The 19,672-nt window shown below is 62.8% G+C and carries 22 protein-coding genes; 14 read left to right on the forward strand and 8 right to left on the reverse strand.

Translation table 11 applies throughout. The annotated features are described in order from the left end of the window. Positions 1–54 precede the first annotated feature (54 nt). From ACZ881_RS20080 to ACZ881_RS20090, 3 genes are all read left to right on the forward strand, one after another. Positions 55–1,026, forward strand: a complete 972-nt coding sequence (locus tag ACZ881_RS20080) for a hypothetical protein (RefSeq protein WP_178993524.1) — start codon at positions 55–57, stop codon at positions 1,024–1,026. Between the two features lie 105 nt (positions 1,027–1,131). Continuing rightward, positions 1,132–1,518 carry an ArsR/SmtB family transcription factor gene (locus ACZ881_RS20085; RefSeq protein ID WP_476117745.1) on the forward strand — a complete coding sequence of 129 codons (387 nt, stop codon included), beginning with the start codon at positions 1,132–1,134 and terminating at the stop codon, positions 1,516–1,518. Beyond that, complete coding sequence (locus ACZ881_RS20090; protein WP_091463577.1) at positions 1,515–1,982, forward strand: SRPBCC family protein; 468 nt, start codon at positions 1,515–1,517, stop codon at positions 1,980–1,982. Before ACZ881_RS20085 ends, ACZ881_RS20090 begins: the two co-directional genes overlap by 4 nt. Here ACZ881_RS20090 and ACZ881_RS20095 read toward each other — a convergent pair. Further along, the gene (locus tag ACZ881_RS20095; protein WP_476117746.1) at positions 1,979–2,626 is read right to left on the reverse strand and encodes a LysE family translocator; all 648 of its coding nucleotides are present in this window, start codon (positions 2,624–2,626) and stop codon (positions 1,979–1,981) included. The two genes, ACZ881_RS20090 and ACZ881_RS20095, sit on opposite strands and share 4 nt — an antisense overlap. 103 nt (positions 2,627–2,729) lie before the next feature. On the opposite strand from ACZ881_RS20095, the gene ACZ881_RS20100 reads away from it, so the two are divergent. Further along, positions 2,730–3,185, forward strand: a complete 456-nt coding sequence (locus tag ACZ881_RS20100; RefSeq protein ID WP_091463568.1) for an Lrp/AsnC family transcriptional regulator — start codon at positions 2,730–2,732, stop codon at positions 3,183–3,185. 6 nt (positions 3,186–3,191) lie between these two features. Here the strand turns inward: ACZ881_RS20100 and ACZ881_RS20105 are convergent, their stop codons facing one another. Then, complete coding sequence (locus tag ACZ881_RS20105) at positions 3,192–3,650, reverse strand: Lrp/AsnC family transcriptional regulator (protein WP_024818488.1); 459 nt, start codon at positions 3,648–3,650, stop codon at positions 3,192–3,194. A 361-nt stretch (positions 3,651–4,011) separates the two neighbouring features. Between ACZ881_RS20105 and gluQRS the strand changes: the two genes are divergently transcribed. Then, on the forward strand, positions 4,012–4,899 hold the full coding sequence (gluQRS, locus tag ACZ881_RS20110) for a tRNA glutamyl-Q(34) synthetase GluQRS (RefSeq protein WP_476117747.1): 888 nt from the start codon (positions 4,012–4,014) through the stop codon (positions 4,897–4,899). A 28-nt stretch (positions 4,900–4,927) separates the two neighbouring features. Here the strand turns inward: gluQRS and ACZ881_RS20115 are convergent, their stop codons facing one another. Then, positions 4,928–5,539, reverse strand: coding sequence for a TetR/AcrR family transcriptional regulator (locus ACZ881_RS20115; protein WP_476117748.1), 612 nt, complete (start codon positions 5,537–5,539; stop codon positions 4,928–4,930). Positions 5,540–5,642: 103 nt separating this feature from the next. On the opposite strand from ACZ881_RS20115, the gene ACZ881_RS20120 reads away from it, so the two are divergent. Continuing rightward, complete coding sequence (locus ACZ881_RS20120) at positions 5,643–6,434, forward strand: SDR family NAD(P)-dependent oxidoreductase (protein ID WP_454812095.1); 792 nt, start codon at positions 5,643–5,645, stop codon at positions 6,432–6,434. Between the two features lie 146 nt (positions 6,435–6,580). Beyond that, positions 6,581–7,117, forward strand: a complete 537-nt coding sequence (locus tag ACZ881_RS20125; RefSeq protein ID WP_159732660.1) for an HD domain-containing protein — start codon at positions 6,581–6,583, stop codon at positions 7,115–7,117. 81 nt (positions 7,118–7,198) lie between these two features. Here ACZ881_RS20125 and ACZ881_RS20130 read toward each other — a convergent pair whose 3' ends face one another. Further along, on the reverse strand, positions 7,199–8,443 hold the full coding sequence (locus ACZ881_RS20130; RefSeq protein ID WP_476117749.1) for a low temperature requirement protein A: 1,245 nt from the start codon (positions 8,441–8,443) through the stop codon (positions 7,199–7,201). A gap of 117 nt (positions 8,444–8,560) precedes the next feature. Beyond that, entirely contained in the window at positions 8,561–9,859 is a 1,299-nt protein-coding gene (locus ACZ881_RS20135; RefSeq protein WP_476117750.1) for an ATP-binding protein, read from the reverse strand. 230 nt (positions 9,860–10,089) lie between these two features. Between ACZ881_RS20135 and ACZ881_RS20140 the strand changes: the two genes are divergently transcribed. Both ACZ881_RS20140 and ACZ881_RS20145 read left to right on the forward strand, forming a co-directional pair. Continuing rightward, complete coding sequence (locus ACZ881_RS20140) at positions 10,090–11,223, forward strand: FG-GAP repeat domain-containing protein (RefSeq protein ID WP_476117751.1); 1,134 nt, start codon at positions 10,090–10,092, stop codon at positions 11,221–11,223. A gap of 38 nt (positions 11,224–11,261) precedes the next feature. Next, on the forward strand, positions 11,262–12,437 hold the full coding sequence (locus tag ACZ881_RS20145; protein ID WP_476117752.1) for an FG-GAP repeat domain-containing protein: 1,176 nt from the start codon (positions 11,262–11,264) through the stop codon (positions 12,435–12,437). Positions 12,438–12,471: 34 nt separating this feature from the next. Here ACZ881_RS20145 and ACZ881_RS20150 read toward each other — a convergent pair whose 3' ends face one another. Both ACZ881_RS20150 and ACZ881_RS20155 read right to left on the reverse strand, forming a co-directional pair. Then, positions 12,472–13,233 (reverse strand): SDR family NAD(P)-dependent oxidoreductase, encoded by a 762-nt coding sequence (locus ACZ881_RS20150; protein ID WP_476117753.1) that lies wholly within the window; start codon positions 13,231–13,233, stop codon positions 12,472–12,474. A gap of 4 nt (positions 13,234–13,237) precedes the next feature. Further along, positions 13,238–14,152, reverse strand: a complete 915-nt coding sequence (locus tag ACZ881_RS20155; protein ID WP_476117754.1) for a fumarylacetoacetate hydrolase family protein — start codon at positions 14,150–14,152, stop codon at positions 13,238–13,240. A gap of 140 nt (positions 14,153–14,292) precedes the next feature. Between ACZ881_RS20155 and ACZ881_RS20160 the strand changes: the two genes are divergently transcribed. From ACZ881_RS20160 to ACZ881_RS20180, 5 genes are read left to right on the forward strand one after another with little or no spacing between them, the layout of a single operon-like run. Beyond that, positions 14,293–15,597, forward strand: a complete 1,305-nt coding sequence (locus ACZ881_RS20160; RefSeq protein ID WP_476117755.1) for an L-fuconate dehydratase — start codon at positions 14,293–14,295, stop codon at positions 15,595–15,597. Beyond that, positions 15,594–16,886: an alpha-L-fucosidase gene (locus ACZ881_RS20165; protein ID WP_476117756.1), complete on the forward strand. Its 1,293-nt coding sequence runs from the start codon at positions 15,594–15,596 to the stop codon at positions 16,884–16,886. The genes ACZ881_RS20160 and ACZ881_RS20165 overlap by 4 nt, the downstream gene beginning before the upstream one ends. Continuing rightward, positions 16,879–17,193: an L-rhamnose mutarotase gene (locus ACZ881_RS20170; RefSeq protein WP_476117757.1), complete on the forward strand. Its 315-nt coding sequence runs from the start codon at positions 16,879–16,881 to the stop codon at positions 17,191–17,193. Before ACZ881_RS20165 ends, ACZ881_RS20170 begins: the two co-directional genes overlap by 8 nt. After that, on the forward strand, positions 17,190–18,137 hold the full coding sequence (locus tag ACZ881_RS20175; RefSeq protein WP_476117758.1) for an aldo/keto reductase: 948 nt from the start codon (positions 17,190–17,192) through the stop codon (positions 18,135–18,137). The genes ACZ881_RS20170 and ACZ881_RS20175 overlap by 4 nt, the downstream gene beginning before the upstream one ends. Continuing rightward, positions 18,130–18,999 carry an amidohydrolase family protein gene (locus ACZ881_RS20180; RefSeq protein WP_476117759.1) on the forward strand — a complete coding sequence of 290 codons (870 nt, stop codon included), beginning with the start codon at positions 18,130–18,132 and terminating at the stop codon, positions 18,997–18,999. Before ACZ881_RS20175 ends, ACZ881_RS20180 begins: the two co-directional genes overlap by 8 nt. On the opposite strand, the gene ACZ881_RS20185 is transcribed toward ACZ881_RS20180, so the two are convergent. Further along, a complete protein-coding gene (locus tag ACZ881_RS20185; RefSeq protein ID WP_091463513.1) occupies positions 18,996–19,667 on the reverse strand; it encodes a FadR/GntR family transcriptional regulator in 672 nt (223 codons plus the stop codon). The genes ACZ881_RS20180 and ACZ881_RS20185 overlap by 4 nt on opposite strands. Between the last annotated feature and the right edge of the window lie 5 nt (positions 19,668–19,672).

A 19,672-nucleotide genomic window follows, 5' to 3' on the forward strand; every position in this document is an offset into this window, starting at 1 on the left:
AATGCCTCCGATAGCAGTGGATGTGCCCAGTTCAGCGGCGGTTAGCATGGATTTATGAGCCAAGCTCCCAACGGACGTGTGCACACGATCTTCCATGACACCCGCGATCTCACGCCTTTCCGCGAGGGGTACGTCCGCACGCCGGTGCGTGGCCTGGCCGACGGCGTCAATGACGTGCTTTCCGGGGTCCTCAGCGGCCGCGACCATGCGAGGTTGTCCGTGGTGGGGAATGTCCCGAGGCTCAGGATGCTGTCCTCCAAGACGGCGAAGGCCATGCATGAGGCCGTGTTCACTTCCACGGAGCCCGATCGGCTCCTTGCTTTCGGCCGCACATATCCGGGCTGGGCCGGCTTATGCCACGTGATGGCGGGGCTGCTCACGTACAAGCATGGCGGATTCCTGAGGGCGTCCGAGCTGTTGCAGCGCGGTTTAACAACAAGGATCGACGACGACGCCAGCCAGTTCTCGGCTACGTACCTTGGGCAGGTGGTCACCAAAGTCGAGGTAGCCGAACGCATCGAAGTTCCGGTCCTGTTCAGTGAGGAAGCCGTGTTTCTGGCGTTGTCCCACTGTCTCCGCGAAATGGGGATGACCGAGGCGGCCTTGGAAGCGGTGGTGACTTTGCCGCCGTCGTTGCCTTCTGCATTGGCGCGTTGCACGGCGGCGTATTCCCTGGAGCGCCACCGCGACGTGGTGCTATGGACCGAAGGTTTGCTGAACACGGATGACCTGTCGGCCGCGCTGTTGTTGATGCGGGCGCGGTCGCAGCGGGCAAGGGGCGACTTCGAATCGGCCCAGGTTGCCTTGAAAGAAGTCCTCCGGCGTCGGAAAACCAACCTGGCCTTGAAGAATGATGCCTTGACCGACAGGGCGTTGCTCGCGCTTGACCAAGGCCGCCGCACCCTCACTCCGCGATCCAAGCGGCCAGCCCCGCCCGCCGAGCTTGAGACCTTGGAAGTCATCCGCAAGGACGCTGAGATGCGGCGTCTCTGGGAGAACGACTTCAGGCAGCTGGGCGGCGAATAAAACACCCTTGTGCCGTGCTCAGAAGAAGCGTATTCTTTTAATCAACCAATCAGTTGATCAACGAGTCAGTTGATTAGCTTTGGTTGAAGAAAGGTTGAAGCGGAGATGGAACAAGATGCCCTGGGGTCGGAATCCCTGGACAGGGCCTTCATGGCGTTGGCAGATCCGGTGAGACGGGCCATGGTGGCCCGGCTGTCGCGGGGAGATGCCACTGTCAATGAGCTGGCCGAACCCTTCGCCATCACCAAACAGGCAGTTTCGAAACACATACAGGTCCTGGAGCATGCCGGTTTGGTCACCCGTTCCCGCGACGCCCAGCGCCGGCCGGTTCATTTGGATGCGGCAGCCCTGGAGCGACTGACGGCTTGGATTGACCAGTACAGACTGATTGCCGAGTCACGCTTCCGGCAGCTGGACGAGCTGCTGGGTGCAGGCATCCCGCACGAACAAAAAGAAAACACACCAGCACAGAAGAAAGAGGAACCGAAATGAGCAATCCAACAACCATCACCGCTGATAGTGGCGTGCCGTTCGTAGACACGGTCCGCGAATTCGACGCTCCCGTCAGTGCAGTTTTCAAAGCCCACGTTGACCCGGACCTCTTGGCCAAATGGCTGGGCCCGCGCAGCACGGTCACGAAGATTACCGAATACAACGCCACCACCGGCGGGAGCTGGCGCTACGAAAGCGGCGACGATAGCGGGATGTACGGCTTCCGCGGCGTGTTCCACACGGTCGAGGCCGACGCGTTGATCATCCAGACAATCGAGTTCGAAGGAGCGCCGAACCAGGTGGTCATCAGCACCACCACGTTCGAGGAAATCGACGGCAGGACCAGGATGTCGGCGCACGAGGTCTACCCCTCGGTTGAAGCACGCGACATGGCCCTGGCTACAGGGATGGACTACGGCGTGATCGAAGGATACGAGCGGCTGGATGAACTGCTTGCCGCCTAAGCTCCCGCCGGCTGTAGAAGCGGTAGGAGTTGCTCCGACAGCAGCACTGTCCCTAACCCGATCATGATGATCCCGCTGACAAGGGTCACCACGCGGGCGGCGCCGGGCCGGGAGGCCAGCAGCTTCCTGGAAGTCAATGCGACGGCGGTGTAAACCAACCCGGCGAGGATTACGAAGGTCAGGCCCAGCAAGCCCGACTGGACCGGAACAGGCAGTGCTGCCTCGGGGCTGACGAACTGCGGCACCAGCGCCACGAAGAAGAGCAGGCCCTTGGGGTTGATGCCGCTGGTGCCCATGCCCTGAAGGAAGGTGCGGAGCTGGTTTCCGGACTGCACGACGCCGCCTTCCGCACTAAAGCTGGCACCTCGCCACGTGCGGAGGGTAGCGATGCCGAGCCAGAGCAGGTAGGCGGCCCCCGCGATGGTCAGCCATCCCAATAGTCCTGGAACTCCAGCCAAGAGGGCGGCCAGTCCTGCAGCCATCAGCAAAGTGTGGATGACGTAACCACTGCATAAGCCGGCGACGGCAGGGACGAAGCTGCGCTGACGGAGGCCCGCCGAAATCGAGTACGCCCAGTCGACGCCCGGTGTGCACGCCAAGCTGACGGCGACGAGCATGAAGGCGAGGAACAGCTGCGGATTCAAGTTTTCTCTCCCAGGCTAGGTGGTAGGAAAACTCTAGGGAAAGTCGGCCCATAAGTGTTCCCGTTTTTAGCCCGGACGAGGCGGTTTTCGGTAAGATAATTGCGTGATCGACGGGATTGATAGAACTATTTTGCGCCACCTCAAAGAGGATGGCCGGATGACTGCCACAGCCCTTGCTTCCAAGGTGGGTTTGACCGTGGCTCCATGTCATCGGAGGCTCCGCGATTTGGAGTCCTCGGGGGTGATCCGCGGCTACCGTGCAGACATCGATCCTGCCGCGGTGGGCCTGGGCTTTGAAGCGATTGTTTTTGTCACGCTCAAGCAGGTGGAGCGCACCATCATGGCGGAGTTCGAAGAGCGTGTGACTGCCAGCCCCAACATTGTGGAGGCACAGCGGCTCTTCGGATCCCCTGATTACCTGCTCAAGGTCATTGCCGCGGACCTGCCCGCGTATCAGCGTTTCTACGACGACGAACTCGCGGCACTTCCTGCGGTGGAGCGCCTCACATCAACCCTGGTGATGAAGAATCTGAAAACCAACATAGGACCGCCGGTCTGAGGAGACCTACTCCGCCAGCAGACCAGTGGTCCGGTAGGGAATCACTTCGCGGAGGAACATGCTGGTGGACGTGCGCACGATCCCCGGGCACAGCCGGATTTCCTCGGATACCCGGTACAGGTCGTCCGGGCTTTTGGCTACCACCCTGATGATGAGGTCGGTATCGCCGGCGGGAGCATGGCATTCGAGAACTTCGGGGATCTCCCGCAGGGCAGCAATAGCTTCGTTGAGGTGGCTTTGGTCGAGCTCAGCACTGACGGCGGCAGCCACGCCACGTCCCAAGGCCGAGGGCAAGACGCGACTGCTGTTGGGGCGGAGGGCCCCGGACGCCGTCATTCGCTCGAGGCGCGACTGAACTGTGCCCCGGGCGAGGTGAAGTTTCTGGGCCAGCACCATGATGGGCACGCGCGGATCTTCGTCCAAGGCGGCGAGGATCCGACGGTCCGTGGCGTCGAGTTCCTGCAAAGTGACCACTTCCTGTCGAGCTTTTCACTTGAGACTGGTCAGATCGATCAATCAATATGATGTCCGTTGCACCAACTGTATGCCTTCTGCTGAAATGGTGACAACGAAGCAGGTCGCGGCTACCGCCAAACCCCGCAGGCATCAGGAACCCGGAACATCACCCGGAGCCCTGCACAGGTTTCCCGCAAGGAAGCAGCCGCTGATTGACTCTTGTTCACAGCATTGTCATTCTGCACCCGTCCCTTCACTGGGGCGCCACAGCAAGAGCCCCTGAGCTACCGGATCGTTGCGGTAGCTGAGGGGCTCTTGTGTTGCCTGACCCCGGTCTTTGCCTCCCCTGTCCGGCGAATAGGCTTGGATCATGACTGCTGCTGGCCGCTTCGCCCCGAGCCCCTCCGGCGAACTGCACGTAGGCAACCTCAGGACCGCGGTTCTTGCTTGGCTGTTCGCGAAGTCCACTGGACGCGATTTCCTGCTGAGAGTTGAGGATCTGGACCGCGCCCGCTCCGGCGCTGAGGCGGAGCAGCTCCGCGATCTGCGGGCCGTTGGTGTCAGTTGGGACGCCGCCGTCGTTCGCCAGACTGAACGCGCGGCACTGTATGACGAAGCGATTGCGCGTCTGGCGGCCGATGGCCGAACCTATGAATGCTTCTGCACGCGACGGGAAATCCAGGAGGCCCCCTCCGCGCCGCATGCTCCGCAGGGCGCTTATCCGGGAACGTGCCGACGGCTTTCCCATGCCGAGCGTGAGATCCGGCGCGCCACGCGTCCCGCCTCCATCCGCTTACGGGCGGAGGTTTCGGAGTGGGCTGTTGAGGACCAGTTGCTCGGTAAATATGCGGGCGTCGTGGACGACTTTGTGCTTCGCCGCAACGACGGCGTGACCGCCTACAATCTCGCGGTGGTGGTTGACGACGCCCAGCAGGGAATTGACCAAGTTGTGCGCGGCGATGACCTCCTCCCATCCACGCCGAGGCAGGCCTATTTGGCGACGCTGCTCGGGTTGCCGATCCCTGAATACGCCCACGTTCCGTTGGTTGTTAATCACGACGGCGTGAGGCTGGCGAAGCGCGACGGAGCCGTCACGCTGGGCGACCTCGCCGCCGTCGGAATTCCTGCAGAACGTGTGCGTGACCTGCTACTGGAGTCCCTTGGATTGCCAGCGGGAACGCTGCAGGCGGCCCTGCCGCACTTCACTCCTCGTCACGTGCCAAAGAAGCCTTGGGTGTGGAAAACTCCCCGGGCCTGAACTGTGCACCGCGCAGGGCAAGTGCAGCTTAGTTGAGCTGCGCTGCCGGGACTCCGGCCGCCATTCCTGCCCACAATGTGTCGGTGGTAGCGGTGACCACGTCCTCCACTGAATTCCCGTCCAACTGGCCGCCGGCGGCGAGAAGGGCCGTGCCATGAAGGCTCACAAAGCACACCATGGCCAGGGTTTCGGGGTCACCGGCGGCCAGGACGCCGGCTTGCTGTGCCTCGGCAATCATTGCCCGGGCAACGTGGATGCCTTGCACGCCGGTGCTTCGCAGCTCTTCGCTGGAATCGGGATGGTGCTTGGTGGAGTACATCACCGTCAGTAGGGCGGGGTGCTCAACCGCGAAGTCCACGTAGGCCTTCCCAACATTGACGAAACGCTCCCGGAGGTCTTCGCCTGACTGGGCGGCGTCAAGGATGCGGCGGTTCATCGACTCAAAGCCGGCCAGTGCCACGGCGTCGATCAGGGCTTGCTTGTCGCGGAAGTGCTTGGCCGGAGCGCCGTGGCTGACATTCACCTCACGGGCCAGTTGCCGCAAGGAGAGCCCGTCCACGCCAGCTTCTTCGATGGTTTCCATGGCGCGGTCCAAAAGTGCTTTCCGGAGTTTGCCATGGTGGTAGGGCTGGTCAGTCATGACTACATTCTAAGCCAATGTAGTCATTGACAACAAAGTAGACACTGCCTACCATGTAGACAGCGACTACATTAGTCTCCGACTCAAATGATTGGACTCCGCCATGACCATGACATACACGGGCACCACTGCACTCATCACGGGCGCCAGCTCCGGCCTGGGCGCTGAGTTCGCCGGACAATTTGCCGCCCGGGGCTCCAACCTTGTCCTTGTGGCCAGGCGTGCAGACCGTCTGGAGGAGTTGGCTCAGGACCTGCGCGCACGCCACCGCGTCACAGTGACCGTCCTCCCCATGGACCTCGGCCGCGCAGGAGTGGGACGCGAGCTCCTAGATGAACTGGCCGGCCGCGGAATCACCGTGGACACCTTGATCAACAACGCCGGTTTCGGCACCCACGGTCCTTTGGTCAAGGAAGACCCGGACACCATCGCATCTGAGATTTCCTTGAACGTTGCCGCCCTCGTGGACATTACGCGTGCCTTCCTGCCGGACCTGCTCGCCTCCGGGAAGGGTGCCTTGGTGAACGTCGCCAGCACTGCCGCGTTCCAACCCATCCCCGGCATGGCCGTCTACGGCGCCACCAAGGCCTTCGTCCTGAGCTTCACCGAAGCCGTTGCCCACGAAACCAAGAACACCGGACTCAACGTCCTGGCCCTTTGCCCCGGTGCGACGCGTACTGAGTTCTTTGACGTCCTCGGCGGTGAGTCCGCAGCGGTAGGCAAGATGCAGACCTCTGCGCAGGTTGTGGGGACTGCCCTCAAGGCCCTCGATCGCAAGGACACCCCGGGCAGCGTCGTCTCGGGTTGGGCCAACCGTGTTGCAGCCGGGTTCGCCCAGCGTTTGCCGAGGGCCATTACCGTCGCCATCGCCGCGCGCGCTGTTCAGGACTCGTAGGACCGGCAGGAATGGTAGGACCGGCAGGACTGGTAGGACCGGCGGGGCTTTGCGATTGGTGGGGCGGTGCTGCGGGTCCGGGAACAGCGGATAGCCTGAAGGTGAGGACCGATCCCCGTCGGTCCCTCTTCAAGCCGGAGGCCAGCATGACCGAACCACGCTTTACCGTAGAGACAGCCCAGGTTTTGGCCGAGGTGGCTCACAACCGGCAGAAGGACAAGCTCAAACGTCCTTATCGGGAGCACGTTCTGGCTGTGGGCGACGCGCTCGCCGACTTTGACGAGGATATCCAGATCGCAGGCTACCTTCATGACATCGCCGAGGATACGCCCATCACTCGCCAGGCCCTGCTCGAAATGGGAGTGTCCGAGCGGGCGGTAGACATCATCGAACGCGTCACCCGCCGCTTCCACGACGACCCGGATGATTATGACGCCGGAATCCGTTTCGTTGCGGAGGACCACGACGCAACGTTGGTGAAGATCGCGGACAATGCGCACAATTCACTGCCGGAGAGGGTCAAGGCACTAGCTGAAAAGTGGCCGGACAAGCCGCCGGTAACCCGATACGCCGATGCCCGACCCGTGCTCTACACGGCGGTTCCCCGCGAAGAGGTCCGGATGATCCTGGAGCGGATCAACCCGTACTTGCTTCGGGAGCTGGATGAGATCGTTCCCGAGTAGCCCACTCGTTGTGGGGCCTGCTTTGCGCGCAATGGGACGGACTTGGGGTGCAAAGCGGGCCCCGCAACGCAAGGGAATGCCTTAGCCCGCGGCGGTTTCCAGCCGCCGGAGGGCCGCTGCCCGGCCCTTGTGCCCGCGTCGTTCGTCGTAGGCGATAGACAGGCCCAGGACCAGCATCATTGCCAGCATGCAGATGGGCACGGAGGCGCCGGCGGCGGCCAGGGCAATGCTTGCAGCCAAGCCCAGGACCACCAGGGCGGAACCCAGGAAGTGTTCGCGGTCCAGGCCGAGCATGATGCCGTACAGCGTGCTGAGCGAGACCTTGAAAACAATGATGGGAATGGCGATGGAGGCCACCGCGGCGGCCGCAGGAATGTGGGCTTCGTGGTCAATGTAGTAGGCGGCAACATGCAGTCCCGCCCCTGTGGCGGCAATGGCAGCGAAGATCGGCATATGCCCATAGCCGAACACCCATGAACGGTGCCGCTGGACGTGAAGTGCCGGACCCGAGGGCAGGATGAAGTAGATCCACCACATGGCAAAGGCCAGCCCGGTGCCACTCAATCCAACCAAGGCCGCATCCATGGACCATTGGTGGGTGGCCACAATGGCACGCAGCGTTTCAATGGCACCAATCAAGCATTCACCCAGGGCGATGATGGCCAGGAGGCCGTACCTCTCCGCGATGTGGTGCGCGTGCCACGGGGTACGGATCTTGCGTTCTGCGAAGTACGGTGCCGCCATCTCCATGATGAACAGCGGAGCTGCCATGAGGAAGGTGGTGAGGACGCTCGCATCGACCAAGAGAACCACCACCCATCCGACTTGGACGATCGCCACGTACTTCGCGTAGCGCAAACAGGTTTCCCGGCGTTCGGGATCCTGGCGGGCTGCGCGCAGCCACTGGAAAATCAGGGCCACCCGCATGACGATGTAGCCGAGCACCATGGTGAAGTTGTCCACGTGCTTGCCCTCGATGATGGAGTGGAACACCGGCTCGACGCCCATGGCCAGGATGAGGACACCCACCATCTGCACCATCGTGACTACGCGGAACACCCAGTCGTCGGTGTCGTAGGCGCTGGCGAACCATGTGAAGTTGATCCACGCCCAGATCACCGCGAACATGGCGAAGGAGAAGGCGAGGAGACCTGGCCAGAAATGCGCTTCCGCCACTGCATGGGCGAACTGGCTGCCGGCAACACCGAAAGCGATGACGAAGGTCAAGTCGAAGAAGAGCTCCAGCGGTGTTGCTGTGCGGTGCTTTTCATGGGGATCGCGGCCGCCCATGCGGGACAAGGCATGGCGAAGGGGATTCGAGGACATGGCAAAAAGATTACCGTTGCCCTTGCCTCCACGCCGAGATCGCCGGAATGCGTCGAGATCCCCTGGAATGTTCCAGCGAGCCCGCAGCGTTCCGGCGAACTCGAGGAAAGCGCAGCCCTACACGCGCCCCAACACGTCGATGTCTTCCAGGAAGTCCTGGTGAACTTCGGCGCTGACGGTGGTCCGGGTATCACCGATGGCGTCGAGGTAGTCCTGGGTGACCGGCCCTTTACGTCCGTTGGGCGCAAGCCCGGCGCCGCCGTCGTCGTACACTGCTTTTTCCAGGGCCCGCTGGGAGGCGCTGCGGGCAGCGAACTCGATGTCCGCGGGGGAGAACCCCTCGGTGCGCTCCACCAGCTGGGCGATATCGACTGAATCCACCACGGTGGCGGGGATGAATCGCTGCCACATGGCTTCACGGGCGTGAACGTCGGGCAGCCCGATGGGGATGACGTAGTCGAAGCGGCCGTGGCGCAGGAAGGCGGTGTCCAGGGCACGGATGAAGTTGGTGGCACAGACCAGCAGCCGGCCGGGTTGATCGCGGAAAGCCGGGATGATCTTGAGGAGTTCGTTGGTGACTCCCTGCAGCGGCGACGGCGGATCACCGGCGCGCTGCGACGCGATTTCCTCCACTTCGTCGATGAAGACCACGGCGTGTTCCAGCTCGGCGATTTCCAGGAACGTCTCGCGTAGTGCACCGGCCAGGCCCTTGGGGTCGGCGGCCAGGCGGGACGGGAAGACTTCCACGAACGGCCACTCAAGCCGGGATGCTATGGCTTTGGCGAAAGTGGTTTTCCCGGTGCCGGGAGGGCCGAAAAGGACGACTGCCCGGGGCGGGACAACGCCGTATTCGTCGGCGAGGTCGGCCTCGGCCAAGGGCAAAACCAGCCGCCGCTCCAGCAACTCCTTCTCGCGGCGCATGCCGGCCACGTTCTCCCACAGGTCCCGGGCAAGGATCCGCCCGCCCAGCAGCCCCAATGCGCCCAGCTCCTGCCGCTGCACGGGGATGGTCCGCTCGAAGTAGCGCAGGTTTTTCTTGACCACGAACCCGCGTCCCAGGAAGGCCTCGACACGTGTTTCGGTCTCCGGCATGAGCGCGGAGAGTTTGTTGAGGCCGTGCGGGGCCATGCGGTTCTCGACGGCGGATAGCAGCGAGGTGCCGATGCCGCGGCCGCGGAACTCCGTCAGGGTGGCCAGGAAAACGATCCAGCCTTGGTCATGGGCGGCGCGTCCGACGGCGGCGCCCACCACCTGGTCACCTTGGACGGCCACCACGGCGTGGTCCTTCTCGCACGATGCCAAGACCTCGGACAATGCGTAGACGGGCTCCACGCCGTCTGCTTTGAGTGACTCCCAGAGGTGCAGGATGCCGTCCAAATCGGACGAGTGGAAGTCCCTGATGCGCCAGTTGCTCATGGCTGTATCTCCTGAGTCTGCTAAGTGAGTCGCCGTTGATCTCTTGGAGTTGAGCATAGGCGAAGCACCGCTGCCGGACGTTGCGGGTCCGTTGCGTTACGCAGCTACGCACGACGGCGGCCTGTCGGCGCGCAGGTTCGTTCCGGCGTCGTACCTCCCACCTAAGATGAGCCCAGAACCAGTTGGCGTCCATTCGAAGGAGAATCGCGGGCCTGTTTTCCGGGAAGTCGATGGCCACGGGCGGTGCGGCCGCGGCGCTCGCGGCCATCCTGATGGGCACAGCGCTGGTGCCGGCCGCTCATGCGGTGGATGCGGAGGACCTTGTCATCTACGGCCACAACGTGGTGGGCTACGCGTTCTCCATAGAGGGCGCCTTTGACTACTTTGCCGCCTGCGATTCGAGCCTTCAGCCGAGTTATGACATCCAGTGGCTGCGCAACGGACAGCCCGTTGAGCCCGGTCCAGAGTACTCGCGGGCCCTCTACGACCTGGACATCGAAGACGTGGGGAGCAGAATCTCCGCGGTTGTCACGGGCTCGAGTGACTGCACGCCGTCCCAAGTGGTGGTGGAGAGGGATGATGTGGTCAGGAAACAGCCCGTGCGCGCCGAGGGATTCACCGGCAGGGGCGTCTTTGAACTTCTGGCGCGACGCCCCGACGGGGTGCTCATGCTGTATCCCGGACAGGACAACAGCCAAGGCTGGAAACCGGCACTTCGGATCGGGCCGGATTGGGGGCCCTACACGAGGATCATCCCGGCGGGGGACGTCACGAGTGACGGACTCGGAGACCTCTTGACCACCGATGGCGCCGGCAGGTTGTGGCTGGCCAGGAACAACGGCGACGGCTGGTTTCCTCCCAGGAACTTCTGGTCTGAAATCGGATGGGGCTGGAACTCCATGGACAAGGTGATTGGACCTGGAGATTTTGACGGGGATGGTTACAACGACCTCCTGGCCACCGAGCCAAACGGAGACCTCTACCTGTACCCAAAGGCCGCACGGGGATGGACTCCCCGGATTCACGTTGGCCAGGGCTGGAATGTCATGGATGTGATCCTGGCTCCGGGTGATTTCAACGGAGACGGCACAGCGGACATCCTGGCCAAGGACAAGACCGGCAAGCTGTTCTTGTACGGCGGTGACGGACACGGTGGTTGGACTACGGCCCGGCAGATAGGACAAGGGTGGAACGTGCTGACCAATGTCGGCAGCGCGGGCGACTTCAACCGGGACGGTTTCTACGACGTCCACGGAGTCAACGGCGTGGGCGACCTGGTGATGTATTACGGAGACGGGCACGGTGGCTGGAAAGGTGTAGAGACAGTTGGCCGGCTTTGGAATGTCTTCAACGGACTTTACTGATCGGATTGCTGGACGCACCGAAACAAGCGAGGAGTATCGTGGCCTTCCTTTCGACAACGAGCATCATCAGGGGGAGCGCAGCGAAGGCGCTGGCTCTGACACTTGCGTTATCAATAATTGCGTTGCAAATCGTCCTGGCACCAGCAGCCCGGGCCGTGGATGTGGACGAGGTTCAGGTCAACGGGCACACAATCGTTGGCTCCACGCTCACTGTGGAGGCAGCTCACCGCTATTTCGAGGGCTGCAGCGGCACTTGGAAACCCAACCACACCATCCAATGGTTCAGAGACGGGGTGCCGGTAGAGATCAGCCCTGTGCTTAACCAGTACATCTACAAGTTGAATGCTGCTGACCTCGGGAGCCGGATCTCCGCAGTTGTCACGGCTTCGCCCGTCAATTGCCCCGGGCAGAGTCTGCGCACGGACGAGTCGGATAACGTCCGGAAGCAACCCACGCGGGCCGAGGGCTTCACCGGCCGGGGTGTGTTTGAGTTGTTGGCCCGTCGGCACGATGGCGCAATGATGCTTTATCTGGGAATGGACAATGCCCAAGGCTGGAAGGAAGCTCGCCTTGTTGGGCCCGGATGGGGTGGTTTCACCAACATTGTTGGGGTCGGAGACATGGGAAGCGACGGCTCAAACGATCTTCTGGTCACTGAAGGCAATGGTGGTCTGTACCGGTTCGATGGGTACGGTGACGGTGGCATCAACGTCTACCCATGGAACATTGGCTGGGGTTGGAACGCCTTCGACAAGGTAGTTGGGCCCGGAGACTTCGATGGTGATGGGCGCAACGACCTCCTCGCTGGTGAGCCCAACGGGGACCTCTACCTGTATCCGTCGCGTGAGGTGGTCCATTTCAATCCCGGCGTCAAAGTTGGCCGGGGCTGGGATGTTATGGACGTGCTGATCACGCCGGGTGATTTCAATGGTGATGGCACGGTGGATGTCCTTGCCAAGGACAAGGCGGGAAGGCTGTTCCTTTATGGCGGGAACGGCAGCGGTGGATGGTTGGCGCCCCGCCTCGTTGGCCATGGCTGGAACGTTTTGAGCGAGATCGGAAGTGCCGGCGACTTCAACCGGGACGGTTTCAACGATGTCCACGGGGTCAACAGCGCCGGTGAGCTGCTGATGTACTACGGCGATGGGCGAGGTGGCTGGAAGGGTGTCGAAACCGTCGGATGGGGCTGGAACATCTTCAACGGACTTTACTGATCCAGCCCCTCAACCGTTCGTACTGAAGCACCCCCTACTCGACCGGACGTAGCCGCAATCCCTGCATGCCGCCGTCGACCGCCAGCGAAGTCCCCGACGTCGATCCCGACAGCGGACTCGCCAGGTAAGCGACGGCGCCGGCTACCTCAGCTGGGTCGACCATCCGCCCGTGCGGTTGGCGGGCGTTGAGGGCGGTGCGCTCAGCGACAGGGTCAGCAGCTGAATCGAGCAACCGGCCGACCCAGGGAGTGTCCACGGTGCCGGGGTTCACGCAGTTCACACGGATCCCCTCACGGACGTGGTCTGCCGCCATGGCGAGCGTTAAAGACAAGACCGCGCCCTTCGACGCCGAGTACAGGGCGCGCTGTGGAAGCCCGGCAGTTGCCGCAATGGAACAGGTGTTAACGATCGCGGCCGCCGGAGACTCACGCAGGTATGGCAAGGCTGCCCGGCTGACACGGGCGATTCCCACCACATTGACGTTGAGGACACGCAGCCACTCGTCGTCGTCGTTCGCCGAGATGTCACCCTGTGCGCCGATGCCGGCGTTATTGATGACGATGTCCAGGCGGCCGAACTGCTGCACAACGTGCTCGACGGCGGCGCGCACGGAGGCGTCATCAGCCACATTGCAGTGCACACCGAAGTGCTGGCTGGTTTCCGGGGCGAGGTCCAGGACCGCCACCTCCGCACCGCCGGCGGCGAGACGGTCGGCGATCGCTGCCCCGATGCCGGAGGCGCCGCCGGTGACGAGTGCCGTGAGGCCTTCGAAATCGTTCCCCATTCGGGTTGCCATGGCCTTAAGCGTTGACGTGGGCGGGAGTGGGTGAGCCGCGGTGAGCGCCGGCTTGCGCGGGGAAGTACTCCTGCCGTTGGCGGCCCAGTCCCTCAATCTCCAGCTCCACCACGTCCCCGGCCTGGATGAAGGGGAATCTGCCGGACAGTGCCACGCCCTCGGGAGTGCCCGTGATGATCACGTCGCCCGGCTCCAGGACCATGTACTGGCTGAGGTGGTGGACGATCGTGGCGGGGCCGAAGATCATGTCCGAGGTATTGGAGTCTTGACGGCCTTCGCCATTGACCAAAGTCTGCAGGCGAAGGTTGCCGGCATCGATGTCCGAGGCCGGAACCAGCCACGGACCCAGGGGAGTTGAGCCGGGGAGGGACTTGCCCTTGGTCCACTGTCCCGCAGCGCCGGGGATCTGGTAGTCGCGCTCGGAGAGATCGTTGGCCACGGCATAACCGGCGATGCATGCTTCTGCTTCAGAAGTGGAGGAAAGGTATGACGCTTCCTTGCCGATCACGATTGCCAGTTCCACTTCCCAGTCGTACTTTTCCGACGACGGCGGGATGGGGGCTGCGTCGAACGGCCCGGCGATAGTGTTGGTCGGCTTGAGGAACACCACGGGAACCTCGGGCGGCGTAGCACCGGATTCGGCGGCGTGGGCCGTGTAGTTGAGGCCGATGGCCACCACGGCGCCGGGGCGCGCGATGGGGGCGCCGATGCGCAGGCCTTCCGGTGAGATTTCGGGGAGCTCCCCTTTGTCCAGGGCTTCCCGGGTGCGATCAATGCCGTCCGAGGCGAGGAAACCGCCGTCGATGTCGTTGGTCAGGGCCGTAAGGCTGAAGTACTTCTCGGTGCCGTCGGCGTCCTGGGCAATGACGGCCGGTTGTTCGTTTCCGGCCGTACCCAGCCTGGCGAATTTCAAGGTCATGGCTTCCTCCGTGCGTTCGGGACTAACATCCGAGCTCTAGTGTGGTGTTTTCACCCATAATACGGAAATGTGACCCATTGACAAGGCAGACATCGGATGTTTAGGCTCGGTGAAGAATCGTGACGCACTTCAGGAGCCGCATGAGCACCATCACCGCAATGGATACGTTCGATATCCGCTTCCCAACATCCCTTGAACTGGACGGTTCGGATGCAATGAATCCGGACCCGGACTACTCCGCCGCGTACCTGATCATCCGCACGGATGCCGGGGACGGGCATGAGGGTCACGGTTTCGTGTTCACCATCGGGCGGGGGAACGAGGTGGAGACGGCGGCGATCGAGGCCCTCCGTGGGCACGTTCTTGGCCGCACGGTTGAGGACCTGCTGGCTGACATGGGGGCCACGTGGAAACTGCTGGCCCATGACTCGCAGCTCCGGTGGCTGGGTCCCGAGAAAGGCGTCATGCACATGGCTATCGGCGCCGTTGTCAATGCACTTTGGGATTTGAAGGCCAAACGCGCAGGGCTGCCCCTCTGGGAGTTGCTCGCCGGCATGACGCCCGATGAGCTCGTAGCACTCGTCGACTTCCGCTACCTCACGGATGCGCTCACCCCGGACGAAGCCCTGGAAATCCTCCGCGCCGCCGAGCCTGGTCGGGAAGCGCGCAAAGAGGCACTCCGCGCTGAGGGCTACCCCGCGTACACCACGACGCCGGGCTGGCTGGGTTACAGCGACGAGAAACTGACGCGGCTGGCCAAGGAAGCCGTGGCGGACGGATTTGCCCAGATCAAGCTCAAGGTGGGGGCATCCCTGGAGGACGACATCCGCCGCGTGCGGGCCGCCCGTGCTGCCGTTGGTCCCGACGTCAGGATCGCGGTGGATGCCAACCAACGCTGGGATGTGCAGGAAGCCATCGACTGGATGGCCCACCTTGCCCCCTACAACATCGCCTGGATTGAGGAACCCACCAGCCCGGACGACATCCTGGGCCATGCTGCCATCGCCCGTGGAGTGGCGCCCATCCCTGTGGCCACCGGCGAACACGTCCAAAACCGGGTGGTGTTCAAACAGATGCTCCAGGCCGGCTCGCTTCAGGTCCTGCAGATTGACGCGGCCCGGGTAGCGGGAGTGAATGAGAACATCGCCATCCTCCTTCTCGCTGCCAAGTTCGGTGTGAGGGTTTGTCCGCATGCCGGTGGTGTGGGTCTGTGTGAAGCCGTGCAGCACCTGTCCATGTTCGACTTCGTTGCGGTGTCCGGGACCAGGGAGAACAGGACCATCGAGTTCGTCGACCACCTCCATGAACACTTCATCACACCCGTGGACGTCCACGACGGCGCGTATTGGCCGCCGTCGGATCCTGGCGCAGGAAACGAAATGCTCAGTGAAACACTGGCCGCGTACAGCTTTCCGAACGGCCCCGTATGGAAGGAATCCCGTTGATCCAGCACGCACCTTGGTTTGAAGAGGCACGTTTTGGGATGTTCGTTCACTGGGGCATCTACGCCCTGCCTGCCCGGCACGAGTGGGTGATGAACCAGGAAGAAATCACTGTGGAGGAGTACTCCAAGTACTTCCGCCGCTTTGACCCGGACCTCTACGATCCCCGTGAATGGGCACGCGCCGCAAAGGACTCCGGGATGAAGTACGTGGTCCTCACCACCAAGCACCATGACGGCTTCTGCCTGTGGGACTCGGCGCTGACGGATTACAAAGCCACCAACACGCCCGCCGGCCGCGACCTGATAGCGCCTTATGTGGAAGCGCTACGGGCCGAGGGGCTGAAGGTCGGCTTCTATCACTCGCTCATCGACTGGCACCACCCCGACTTCACCGTGGACGGCGTACACCCGCAACGTAACGCAGCCGACGTCGAGAGTTTGAACGCCGGACGCGATATGGCGCGCTACCGCGAGTACCTGCACGGCCAAGTGCGTGAACTCCTGAGCAACTACGGCACCATCGATTACCTGTTCTTCGACTTCTCCTACACAGGTGGGCACGAAGAAGACTTCTGGGGCGGCAAGGGCCGGAAGGACTGGGATTCGGAGGCGTTGCTCGCCATGGTGCGGGAACTGCAGCCCGGCATCGTGGTGAATGACCGGTTGGAGATCCCCGGGGACTTTGTCACTCCTGAGCAGTACCAGCCCGCCGGCCCCATGATGGTCGACGGCGAACCCGTCACCTGGGAGGCTTGCCAAACCCTCAACGGTAGTTGGGGTTATGACAGGGACAACCTGAACTACAAATCCGTGGACCTGCTCATTCGGATGCTCGTGGACGGTGTGTCCAAGGGCGGCAACCTGCTGCTCAACGTTGGCCCCACGGGTAGGGGAAACCTTGATCCGCGGGCGGTGACGTCCTTGAAGGGCATCGGCGAGTGGATGAAGCTGCACTCCCGCGCCATCTACGGGACGGGGGCTTCCCGGTTCACGGCACCGGCGGACGCCCGGTACACGCAGCGAGGCGACAGGCTCTATGTTCACTTGTTCGCTTGGCCGTTCGAGTACGTGCACCTCCCGGACCTTGCCGGGAAGGTCGAATACGCGCAGTTGCTGAACGACGCTTCCGAGGTATTCCTCAAAGAGGTAAACCCCGGGCAGCAAGCCATGAACATGACCCAGGGAGGCCAGCCGCCCGGGACCTTGACCATCAAGCTGCCTGTCCAGCGGCCGAACGTTGCCGTCCCGGTGCTGGAACTGTTCCTGACGCCCGAGGCTGCTCGTGACTGAGAGCATTGCCCTGCATACCAAGCTGAAGCCGGGAACCGAAGAAAAGTACGCCGACGCACACGCGAACATTCCCCCTGACCTGGTGGCAGCGCTCAAGGATGCCGGCGTCCGGACCTGGCGAATCTGGCGCAATGGTCTCGATCTTTTCCATGTAGTAGACGTCGACGACTACCAAGCAATGCGCCACGCGCTCGCCGACCATCCGGCCAACGTGCCGTGGCAGGCTCGAATGGCTGAACTTTTGGAGGTCCAGGACGATTACTCGGGGGAGGATGCGGGTATCCAGAAGGTATGGGAGCTGCCATGAACTCACTTGAACTGGGCAAACTGGGCAAACTGGGCTTCGGTGGAGCGGGCATCGGGAACCTTTACAGGGCGATCCCGGACGGGGAGGCGCTCGCCACAGTGCTGGCTGCGTGGGACGCGGGCATCCGCTACTTCGACACCGCGCCCCATTACGGCCTTGGCCTCTCCGAGCAGAGATTGGGCGCCGTCCTCCGTGATAAACCCCGGGACGAATTCGTCATCTCCACGAAGGTGGGCAGGCTACTCCAACCCAATCCCAGTGGCGGCCAGGACCCGGAAGGCTTCGACGTCCCCGCGACGTCACGGCGCGTGTGGGATTTCTCCGAAGCAGGCATCCGGCACAGCATCGAGGATTCCTTGGAGCGGCTCGGCTTGGACCGTGTGGATATCGCATACCTGCACGATCCCGACGTCCACGATCTTCAGGCCGGAATCTCCCAAGGCCTTCCTGCACTCGAGAAGCTGCGCTCCGAGGGAGTGGTCCGGGCAATCGGTGTGGGCATCAACTCCGCCGAGGCAGCCTTGGAATGTATTGAAGCCGCCGATCTCGATCTTGTGATGCTCGCCGGCCGTTACACCCTGCTTGAGCAGCCCAGCGTGCCGCTGCTTGACCGCTGTGTGGAGCGAAGCACCGGCGTCGTAAGCGTGGGCGCCTACAACTCGGGCCTCCTGGCCCGACCCGACGTTCCGGAAAACGCGCACTACAACTACGATCAAGCACCGCCGGATGTGTTGGAGCGTGCGCGTGCGCTCGCGGCGCTCTGCCGGGACTTCGGCGTTGAACTTCCGACGGCGGCGCTCCAGTTCCCGTTGCGGCACCCGGCCGTCGTGAACGTGACAGCCGGGGCGACTTCCCCTGAACAGGTGACCGTGAACGCTGCCCGAATGGAGGCAGCCGTGCCGGAAGAACTGTGGAACGCGTTGGACGCGGCCAGGCATGATTGATTCGCACCTGCACCTGTGGACCCTGGATACCTTCGTCACCGGCGGTGTGCGCCACTATCCGTGGCTTGGACCGCAACACGGTGCGCTCTTCCGCAGCTTTAGCGAGGACGAGGCGCGTGAGACGTTGGATGCTGCCGGGGTGAGGGGAGCCGTCCTGGTGCAGGCCGACGACACCGTTGACGACACCGGGAGCATGTTGGCCGTCGCCGCGCGAAATTCCTGGGTGCTCGGAGTAGTGGGCTGGATTAGCTTGGACGCGCCCGCAGAAGCTGAGGAACAGTTGCATCGCTTCACAGCGCATCCCTCCTTCAAAGGAGTGCGGCACTTGGTGCATGACGATCCCAGGGGTGACTTTTTGGATCTTCCCGCTGTTAGGGAGTCCCTGGCGTTGGTGGCTCGGCGCGGGCTCACCTTCGACATCCCGGACGCATTCCCCCGGCATCTGGGGTCCGCGGTTCGGCTGGCCCGCGAGATGCCGGAACTGACGGTTGTGTTGGACCACCTGGGTAAGCCGCCGCTGGCTGATCCTGAGCTCCTGGATTCGTGGAGCGCCGATTTCCGGGCGCTCGGGCAGGAGCCGAACTCGGTGGCGAAACTGTCCGGACTGCATTTGCCTGGCGTTGAGTACACCCCGGACGCGTTGCGACCTCTGTTCGAGTCAGCGTTGGAGGCTTTCGGGCCGGAGCGTTTGATGATCGGCTGCGACTGGCCACTGAGTACCTTGGGCGCCCCCTATGGCCGCACGCTCGATGTCCTGCTGGAACTCGTGTCTACCTTGAGTCCCTCGGAACAGGACCTGGTGCTTGAGGAGACGGCCATCCGGACCTACGGCCTGGCGGTTACCCCTATCGCCGAAGGTTAGAGCGCCTGCCGCAGCCAGTTCTCGACGCCGCTGATATGCACGGTGACAAGGGCCCGCACCAGTTCGGCGTCGCCCCGCTCCAGGGCATCGGCGATGGCATGGTGCTCGGCCAGGGTGTGCGCCACGGCTTTTTCCTGCGTCAGGCCACGCCAGATCCGGGCTCGCACCGTGCTGCTGGACAGGGCTTCCAGGAGGCTCCCCAGGTAATCATTTCCGGCAGCCTCGGTGATGATGCTGTGGAACTCCAGGTCATGGGCCACGAGCTCCTCGATGTCGGTGTTCTCGTCAATGCCCTCCATGGTGTTTCTCAGGGCAAGGAGTTCGTCCGGCGTGATTTTGCCCGCCGCCAAGTGTGCGGTGGCCGGCTCCAGGATTCGTCGGACCTCAAAGAGTTCCAGGATGGACCGGTCCTGGTGCAGGTCCACCACAAAGGCCACGGCTTCGTTGAGCAGCTTCGCATCGAGGCTGGTCACGTAGGTGCCATCACCACGGCGAACATCCAGCACGCGGATCAATTCGAGGGCTTTCACGGCCTCGCGCAACGAACTCCGGGAAAGACCGAGCCGTTCGCTCAGTTCCTTTTCCGGCGGGAGTCGATCGCCGGCCTTGAGTTCGCCGCGGATCAGCATGTCTTTGATCTTGCTGATCGCCTCATCTGTGACAGCCATGGACC

The organism is Paenarthrobacter sp. TE3676, from assembly GCF_056279165.1.

What these genes read in the sequence shown, in the direction of transcription:
- ACZ881_RS20120 (WP_454812095.1), top strand. Translation starts at nt 5,643, where the DNA reads ATGACCATGACATACACGGGCACCACTGCACTCATCACGGGCGCCAGC.
- ACZ881_RS20155 (WP_476117754.1), bottom strand. Translation starts at nt 14,152, where the DNA reads ATGACCTTGAAATTCGCCAGGCTGGGTACGGCCGGAAACGAACAACCG.
- ACZ881_RS20160 (WP_476117755.1), top strand. Translation starts at nt 14,293, where the DNA reads ATGAGCACCATCACCGCAATGGATACGTTCGATATCCGCTTCCCAACA.
- ACZ881_RS20085 (WP_476117745.1), top strand. Translation starts at nt 1,132, where the DNA reads ATGGAACAAGATGCCCTGGGGTCGGAATCCCTGGACAGGGCCTTCATG.
- gluQRS (WP_476117747.1), top strand. Translation starts at nt 4,012, where the DNA reads ATGACTGCTGCTGGCCGCTTCGCCCCGAGCCCCTCCGGCGAACTGCAC.
- ACZ881_RS20185 (WP_091463513.1), bottom strand. Translation starts at nt 19,667, where the DNA reads ATGGCTGTCACAGATGAGGCGATCAGCAAGATCAAAGACATGCTGATC.
- ACZ881_RS20135 (WP_476117750.1), bottom strand. Translation starts at nt 9,859, where the DNA reads ATGAGCAACTGGCGCATCAGGGACTTCCACTCGTCCGATTTGGACGGC.
- ACZ881_RS20130 (WP_476117749.1), bottom strand. Translation starts at nt 8,443, where the DNA reads ATGTCCTCGAATCCCCTTCGCCATGCCTTGTCCCGCATGGGCGGCCGC.
- ACZ881_RS20090 (WP_091463577.1), top strand. Translation starts at nt 1,515, where the DNA reads ATGAGCAATCCAACAACCATCACCGCTGATAGTGGCGTGCCGTTCGTA.
- ACZ881_RS20175 (WP_476117758.1), top strand. Translation starts at nt 17,190, where the DNA reads ATGAACTCACTTGAACTGGGCAAACTGGGCAAACTGGGCTTCGGTGGA.
- ACZ881_RS20080 (WP_178993524.1), top strand. Translation starts at nt 55, where the DNA reads ATGAGCCAAGCTCCCAACGGACGTGTGCACACGATCTTCCATGACACC.
- ACZ881_RS20180 (WP_476117759.1), top strand. Translation starts at nt 18,130, where the DNA reads ATGATTGATTCGCACCTGCACCTGTGGACCCTGGATACCTTCGTCACC.
- ACZ881_RS20125 (WP_159732660.1), top strand. Translation starts at nt 6,581, where the DNA reads ATGACCGAACCACGCTTTACCGTAGAGACAGCCCAGGTTTTGGCCGAG.
- ACZ881_RS20115 (WP_476117748.1), bottom strand. Translation starts at nt 5,539, where the DNA reads ATGACTGACCAGCCCTACCACCATGGCAAACTCCGGAAAGCACTTTTG.
- ACZ881_RS20150 (WP_476117753.1), bottom strand. Translation starts at nt 13,233, where the DNA reads ATGGCAACCCGAATGGGGAACGATTTCGAAGGCCTCACGGCACTCGTC.
- ACZ881_RS20140 (WP_476117751.1), top strand. Translation starts at nt 10,090, where the DNA reads ATGGCCACGGGCGGTGCGGCCGCGGCGCTCGCGGCCATCCTGATGGGC.